Source organism: Stenotrophomonas sp. 3diitr2024 (genome assembly GCF_042136455.1).
In the GTDB taxonomy this organism is placed as follows: Bacteria; Pseudomonadota; Gammaproteobacteria; order Xanthomonadales; family Xanthomonadaceae; genus Stenotrophomonas; species Stenotrophomonas sepilia.
Genome location: NZ_JBHHMJ010000146.1, coordinates 1 through 5,963 on the forward strand (window position 1 = coordinate 1; position 5,963 = coordinate 5,963).

Sequence of the window (5,963 nt, forward strand, 5' to 3'; positions counted from 1 at the left end):
ACCCCAACAAGCAAAAAAGGCAGCCAGTGGCTGCCTTTTTGCTTTTGCTTTTGCTTTTGCTTTTGCTTTTGCCCTTGATTCCGCCCTTCCCGTCCGCGCCGCACGGAAACTGTCGAGAGGGGGCGGATGGCCCTCTCCAAAACCGTTGGCGCCATGGATGGCGCCACCGAGCACCATGGAAGGGCTTTGGCGTGTTTTGGAGAGGGCCATCCGCCCCCTCCGCCACGTATCAATCAAAGCGCTGACGGAGCGCTTGATAAACCCCTTATTCCGCCAGCATCGCCGCCAGCTTCTCCCGCGCCGGGCCGGCCAGCTTCGGATTGTCCAGCGCGAAGCGGATCGTCGCCTCCACCAGACCCAGGTGCGTACCGCAGTCGAAGCGGGTGCCCTCGAAACGATAGGCATCGACTTCTTCGGTCTTCAGCAGCTCGGCAATCGCATCGGTCAGCTGGATCTCGCCGCCGGCACCGGTCTGGGTCTGTTCCAGCAGTTCGAAGATCTTCGGGCTCAGCACGTAGCGGCCGACCACCGCCAGGTCACTCGGCGCGTCCTCCGGCTTCGGCTTCTCGACGATCTGCGAAATGCGGCCCTTGCGGCCATCGAACGCCTCAGTGGCGACGATGCCGTAGCTGGCGGTCTTTTCGTGCGGCACGTCTTCGACCGCAATCACGCTGGCACCGCTGGCCTCATTGAGGTCGGCCATCTGCTTCAGCGCACCGGCACCGCGATTCCAGATCAGATCGTCGGGCAGCAGCACCGCGAACGGCTCGTCACCGATCACAGCCTTGGCACACAGCACTGCGTGCCCCAGGCCCAGCGCCTCGGCCTGGGTCACGAAGATCGCGCGCACGCCGTTGGGCAGCACATGCCGGATCAGCTCCAGCTGCTCCTGCTTGCCGGCGCGCTCGAGCTTCTGCTCCAGCTCGTAGGCCTTGTCGAAATAATCGGCAACCGCGTGCTTGTAGCGGTTGGTGATGAACACCAGCGTGTCGCAGCCGGCTTCGATGGCTTCATCAACGGCGTACTGGATCAGCGGCCGATCAATGATCGGCAGCATCTCCTTCGGCACAGTCTTGGTTGCTGGCAAAAAACGCGTTCCCAGTCCTGCCACCGGGAAAACTGCCTTGCGAATTCGCTTGCTCATTGGTGCCTGTTCGCCTCACGTGCCGGAAAGGGCACGACTTTAGCGGATGAAATGTAAGCATCCTGTTCGATTGGCGAGAATTCCGGCATCGTCGCAAACAGGATTTCCTGGATGCTGGCAGTGTCGTAGCTGGCAATCGCCTCACGCAGGCGCGGAACGTTGCCCAGCACCAGGTCGCGCGAGAACGTACGCACGCCGGCCTCGAGAATCTTCGGGTGCGCGGTCGAACGGTAGTCTTCGTCCGAATAGAACAGCGTCTCGTGCAGCTTCTCGCCCGGGCGCAGGCCGGTATAGATGATCTGGATGTCCTTGTACGGCTGCTTGCCGGTCAAACGGATCATCTGTTCGGCCAGCACGCGGATCGGCACCGGCTCGCCCATGTCCAGAGTGTAGATCGCACCATGCGACGCCGACGCGGCCGCCTGCAGGATCAGCTGGCAGGCCTCGGGGATGGTCATGAAGTAACGGCTGACTTCCGGGTCCGTGACCGTGACCGGACCACCGCGCAGGATCTGCTCGCGGAACAGCGGCACCACGCTGCCGGCCGACGCCAGCACGTTGCCGAAACGCACCGTGACGAAACGGGTGTGCGTGGACTTCTGGTCCAGGCTCTGGCAGATCATCTCGGCGTAGCGCTTGCTCGCACCCAGCGCATTGACCGGGTCGACCGCCTTGTCCGTGGAAATGAACACGAAATGCTCCACGCGGGCTTCCAGGCACGCGCGGGCGACGTTTTCGGTCGCCAGGATGTTGTTGCGCACCGCTTCGCGCAACTGGCGCTCCAGCACCGGCACGTGCTTGTAGGCGGCCGCATGGAAAGCGGTATCGACCGGGTGCAGCGACAACGCATGGCGAATCACCGCCGGGTCACCGCAGTCGCCCAGCACCGCCTCGATCTCGACATCGGGGAAGCTGCGCCGCAGCTCGCCCTCGATGGTCAGCAGCAGCAGCTCGCTGATCTCCAGCAGGATGATGCGACCTGCACCGTGCCGCGCGCACTGGCGACAAAGCTCCGAGCCGATCGAACCACCGGCGCCGGTGACCATCACAGTGCGCCCACCCAACCAGCCGCGGATCAGGTTCCAGTCCGGCATGATCGGCTTGCGGCCCAGCAGATCCTCGATCGCCACTTCCTTCAGCTGGCCCGGCAGCGACTGGCCCTGCAGGATGTCGCTGAGCTTGGGCACGGTACGGAACGGAACGCCGGTGCTTTCGCAGATCGCGACAACGCGCTGCATGCCTGCGGCGTCCAATGACGGCATGGCAATGACCAGCAGCTTGGCAGCGGTCTCGCGGACCACTGTCGGGGCGTCATCCAGGGTGCCGAGGATCGGCAGGCCCTGCAGCTTGGCACCCCGCAGGTGCGGTGCATCGTCGAGCAGGCCGACCGGCTCGAAGTTGCCGGAACGACGCAGGTCGCGCACCAGTGTTTCCGCCGCCTGGCCGGCGCCGAGGATCAGCACGCGGCGGGCGCTGGAATCGGACTGCAGTGCCTGATAGTCCTTCCAGGCCCGGTACAGCAGGCGCGGTGCGCCCAGCAGGGCCGACAGCGCGAACGGGTAGATCACCAGCACCGACATCGGCACGCCGTCGAAGCGCTTCCACATCAGCACCAGGACGATGGCGACCATGCCGATGAAGCTGGCCTTGAAGATGTTCAGCAGGTCGCTGACGCTGGCGAACCGCCACAGCCCGCGATACAGGCCCACGCGCCAGAACACCAGGCCCTGAAGCAGCAGGACCAGGGTGGTATCGACGTTCCACAGGGGCAGCGCCGGAGCGTTGGGCAGGATCGAGTAACGCCCTGCATGGAGCAACTGCCAGCATGCCCAGACCATGAAAAGGTCGTGGCAGACGATGGCCGAACGCGGCATCAGGCCGAGGATTCTGTCCCGCCAGGGTGAAGCCATAAGTCAGGTATTTCCTTGTCGGTAGCGCATTCCATTGCGCAGGAGGAGCCAGAGGACGCTCAGCGCGGTGAACCACGCGATCGCCACGGCAGCCTCCCACCTCGGCTGCAAATTGGAGCAGACATTGAACACTGTAATACTGAACAGGCCCAAAGCAAAGTACATCCCTGTCACCTGGGGGTGACTGGCTCCTGCCTGCACCGCGCGCTGGTAGACGTGCTGGGTGTGGGGTTCCATCCAGCGTTGTCCTGAAATGATGCGCGCCAGCAGTGTGAAGCCCGCGTCCACGAGAAACGGCGAAACCGGGACCAGCAGCAGGATCCAGTTGATATCGGTACGCACGCTGGCGAGTGCCAGCACCGCTGCGACCGCATACCCCAGCGCTCCACTTCCGACATCGCCCATGAAGATCCGGGCCCGAGGGAAGTTGAACGGCAGGAATCCAAGGCAGGCCAGGCCCAGGGCCACGGCAGCCAGCGAGTACGGCCACGGCAGCACCGGCGCCAGCCCCAGCATCGCCACGACGGCCTGGCTGGCGGCAATGCCGTTGATGCCGTCCATGAAATTCCAGATGTTGATCAGTGAGGCGGTGAACAGCAGCACCAGCGCCGCCAACAGCCAGCTGCCGCCATTCACCTTCACCAGGCCGGCCAGCAGCGTCGCGGCGATGAAATGCACCAGCAGGCGACGCATCGCTGGCAGGGGCTTGTGGTCGTCCCACCAGCCGATACCGGCCACCAGCACCAGCCCAAGGCTGGCCACCAGTACTGTCGGCGTGCTCTCGGGCCAGGCCCAGATGGCCACGGCTGCAGTCACCAGCAGGCTGATGACGATGGCGATGCCGCCACCGCGCGGCGTAGCGACGCTATGGCTGCGGCGTTCGCCGGGCTGGTCCATCAACTGCTGGCGCAGCGCATAGCCGCGTGCCGCCCAGGTCAGCACCGCACTCAGCAGGGCGAGCGCCAGCAGCGCGCCCATCACAAGCCAGGGCATGGATCAGAGCACCGCGTAGTTCAGCAGCGGCTTGACCGTCCCCCACTCCTTGCAGCTCGGACACTGCCAGTGGTGGGTACGCGCCCCGAAGCCGCAGCGGGTGCAGCGATAGGCCGGGTTGCGCACCAGCAACTGGTCAGTGATGTGCTTGAGGTCATGCAGGGTGGCTGTGGAATCGGCGCCCTCGGCCAGGGTGAGGTCGATCAGCGCGGACTCGCCACGCACCGACGGGCGATCCTTCAGCTGGCGGCCGAGGTAGGCACGCGCCGGGGCCACGCCTTCCTGCTCTTCCATCAACCGGGTCAGCGCCAGCACCGGGGCAATGCCACGGTAATGCTCTGTCATCTCCGACAGGAACGCGCGCGCACCTGCCATATCGCCCACCTTGCGATAGTTCTGCATCAACGCCGGCAGCAGTTCCGGCAGGTATTCGGGGTCGTTGCGCGCGGCGCGCTCGAAGGCGCGCACGGCGGCCTCAGGATTGCCCGCGTCGGTTTCCAACCGGCCCTCGATGATGCCGGCGCGCACCGACATCGCATCGGCCTGGTAGGCGCGGGCGATCGCTGCCCTCGCCTCTTCCAGCTTGCCGGCGCCACGGAATCGCTCGGCCAGTTCGCACTCGAACTGCCCGATCAGCTTGCCCATCGGCTCGCCGGTGACATCCTCGAACCGGGTGGCGTTGTCGATGGCCTTTTCCCAATCGCGCTCGGCCTGGTAGATGCCGATCAGGTGCTTGAGCGCCTGCGGTGCGCGCTGATCCAGCTGGGCCAGCTCGGTGAACACGGTCTCGGCACGATCCAGCAGGCCGGACTTCATGTAGTCCTCGCCCAGGGCCAGCAGGGCCTGCACGCGCTGTGCGTCACTCAGGTCATGGCGATTGACCAGGCCCTGGTGCAGGCGGATGGCGCGGTCGACTTCGCCACGACGGCGGAACAGATGGCCCAGCGCGACCTGGGTCTCGAAGGTTTCCTTGTCCAGCTCGGCGATGTGCAGGAACAGCTCGATGGCCTTGTCCGGCTGCTCGTTGAGCAGGTAGTTCAGGCCACGGAAATAGGTGCTCGACAGGCGGCTGACCTGGCTGTCACCGTGGCGTTGGCCACCACGCCGTCCGATCACCCACCCGGCCAGTGCGGCCAGCGGTACGAACAGGAAGAACCAGAACCACTCGGTGACGAAATCCATCTTCGATCAACGTCCATCAAAAGATTGGGGGGAAGCAACCGGTGCCGGCGAAGCGGCAGCGGACTTGTTGGCGCGACGCAGCTGGCCGTAGAGCGGAATGACCACGCTCACCAGCACCAGCCCGGCACCGACCACGACACCGACCAGCAGCGCGGCAATCAGGGCCACGCCCACCGAAGTATGCAGTTGGGTAAACAGCAGGTTGATCGACATTGCGGTCATGTTGACCGCACCGATGATCAATCCGAGGATCAGCACCGCCAGCAGGACCAGCAGACGAAAAACCTTCATGCGACAGCTCCAGTGGCAGGAGTCCGTAGCTTATCCGACTCGCGGCTGGATTCGCACGCGGTGGCGCGACGGCAGGCTCAGGCCGGATCGGCGTCCAGCGGCAGCACACTGCTGACCCGCTCGCGCAGTTCCTTGCCCGGCTTGAAATGGGGGACATGCTTGCCCGGCAGGGCAACCGATTCGCCGGTCTTCGGGTTGCGACCCAGGCGCGGCGGACGATAGTGCAGCGAGAAGCTGCCAAATCCACGGATTTCGATGCGATCCCCGGCGGACAGCGATCCGCCCATCATTTCCAGCAACGACTTCACCGCCAGATCGACATCATCGGCCTTCAGGTGCGCCTGGCGGCGCGCAAGGATTTCGATCAGTTCGGATTTGGTCATTACCGGCTCACATCAGGGGCATCTCAGCCTGAAACGGCCCGGGCAATGCCCGGGCCGGCC

At 64.7% G+C, this 5,963-nt stretch carries 7 protein-coding genes; all 7 read right to left on the reverse strand.

Features of this window, described 5'->3' with window-relative positions:
• Positions 1-210 (reverse strand): hypothetical protein (locus tag ABGA94_RS03580; RefSeq protein ID WP_375366409.1); only part of this gene is annotated, 210 nt, incomplete at its 3' end.
• Between the two features lie 55 nt (positions 211-265).
• Positions 266-1,144: a UTP--glucose-1-phosphate uridylyltransferase GalU gene (gene galU / locus ABGA94_RS03585; RefSeq protein WP_032954121.1), complete on the reverse strand. Its 879-nt coding sequence runs from the start codon at positions 1,142-1,144 to the stop codon at positions 266-268.
• Complete coding sequence (locus ABGA94_RS03590; RefSeq protein ID WP_032954120.1) at positions 1,141-3,054, reverse strand: nucleoside-diphosphate sugar epimerase/dehydratase; 1,914 nt, start codon at positions 3,052-3,054, stop codon at positions 1,141-1,143. Before ABGA94_RS03590 ends, galU begins: the two co-directional genes overlap by 4 nt.
• A 3-nt stretch (positions 3,055-3,057) precedes the next feature.
• Positions 3,058-4,047: a glycosyltransferase family 4 protein gene (locus tag ABGA94_RS03595; protein ID WP_032954119.1), complete on the reverse strand. Its 990-nt coding sequence runs from the start codon at positions 4,045-4,047 to the stop codon at positions 3,058-3,060.
• Positions 4,048-4,050: 3 nt separating this feature from the next.
• Positions 4,051-5,229, reverse strand: a complete 1,179-nt coding sequence (lapB, locus tag ABGA94_RS03600) for a lipopolysaccharide assembly protein LapB (protein ID WP_375366411.1) — start codon at positions 5,227-5,229, stop codon at positions 4,051-4,053.
• A 6-nt stretch (positions 5,230-5,235) separates the two neighbouring features.
• Positions 5,236-5,520 (reverse strand): lipopolysaccharide assembly protein LapA domain-containing protein, encoded by a 285-nt coding sequence (locus ABGA94_RS03605; RefSeq protein ID WP_005416231.1) that lies wholly within the window; start codon positions 5,518-5,520, stop codon positions 5,236-5,238.
• A 77-nt stretch (positions 5,521-5,597) separates the two neighbouring features.
• Positions 5,598-5,903, reverse strand: coding sequence for an integration host factor subunit beta (locus ABGA94_RS03610; RefSeq protein WP_005409286.1), 306 nt, complete (start codon positions 5,901-5,903; stop codon positions 5,598-5,600).
• Positions 5,904-5,963: the final 60 nt, after the last annotated feature.

Bases quoted from the DNA above. Each gene is read 5' to 3' on its own strand.
- galU (WP_032954121.1), bottom strand. From the start codon at position 1,144: ATGAGCAAGCGAATTCGCAAGGCAGTTTTCCCGGTGGCAGGACTGGGA.
- ABGA94_RS03590 (WP_032954120.1), bottom strand. From the start codon at position 3,054: ATGGCTTCACCCTGGCGGGACAGAATCCTCGGCCTGATGCCGCGTTCG.
- ABGA94_RS03595 (WP_032954119.1), bottom strand. From the start codon at position 4,047: ATGCCCTGGCTTGTGATGGGCGCGCTGCTGGCGCTCGCCCTGCTGAGT.
- lapB (WP_375366411.1), bottom strand. From the start codon at position 5,229: ATGGATTTCGTCACCGAGTGGTTCTGGTTCTTCCTGTTCGTACCGCTG.
- ABGA94_RS03605 (WP_005416231.1), bottom strand. From the start codon at position 5,520: ATGAAGGTTTTTCGTCTGCTGGTCCTGCTGGCGGTGCTGATCCTCGGA.
- ABGA94_RS03610 (WP_005409286.1), bottom strand. From the start codon at position 5,903: ATGACCAAATCCGAACTGATCGAAATCCTTGCGCGCCGCCAGGCGCAC.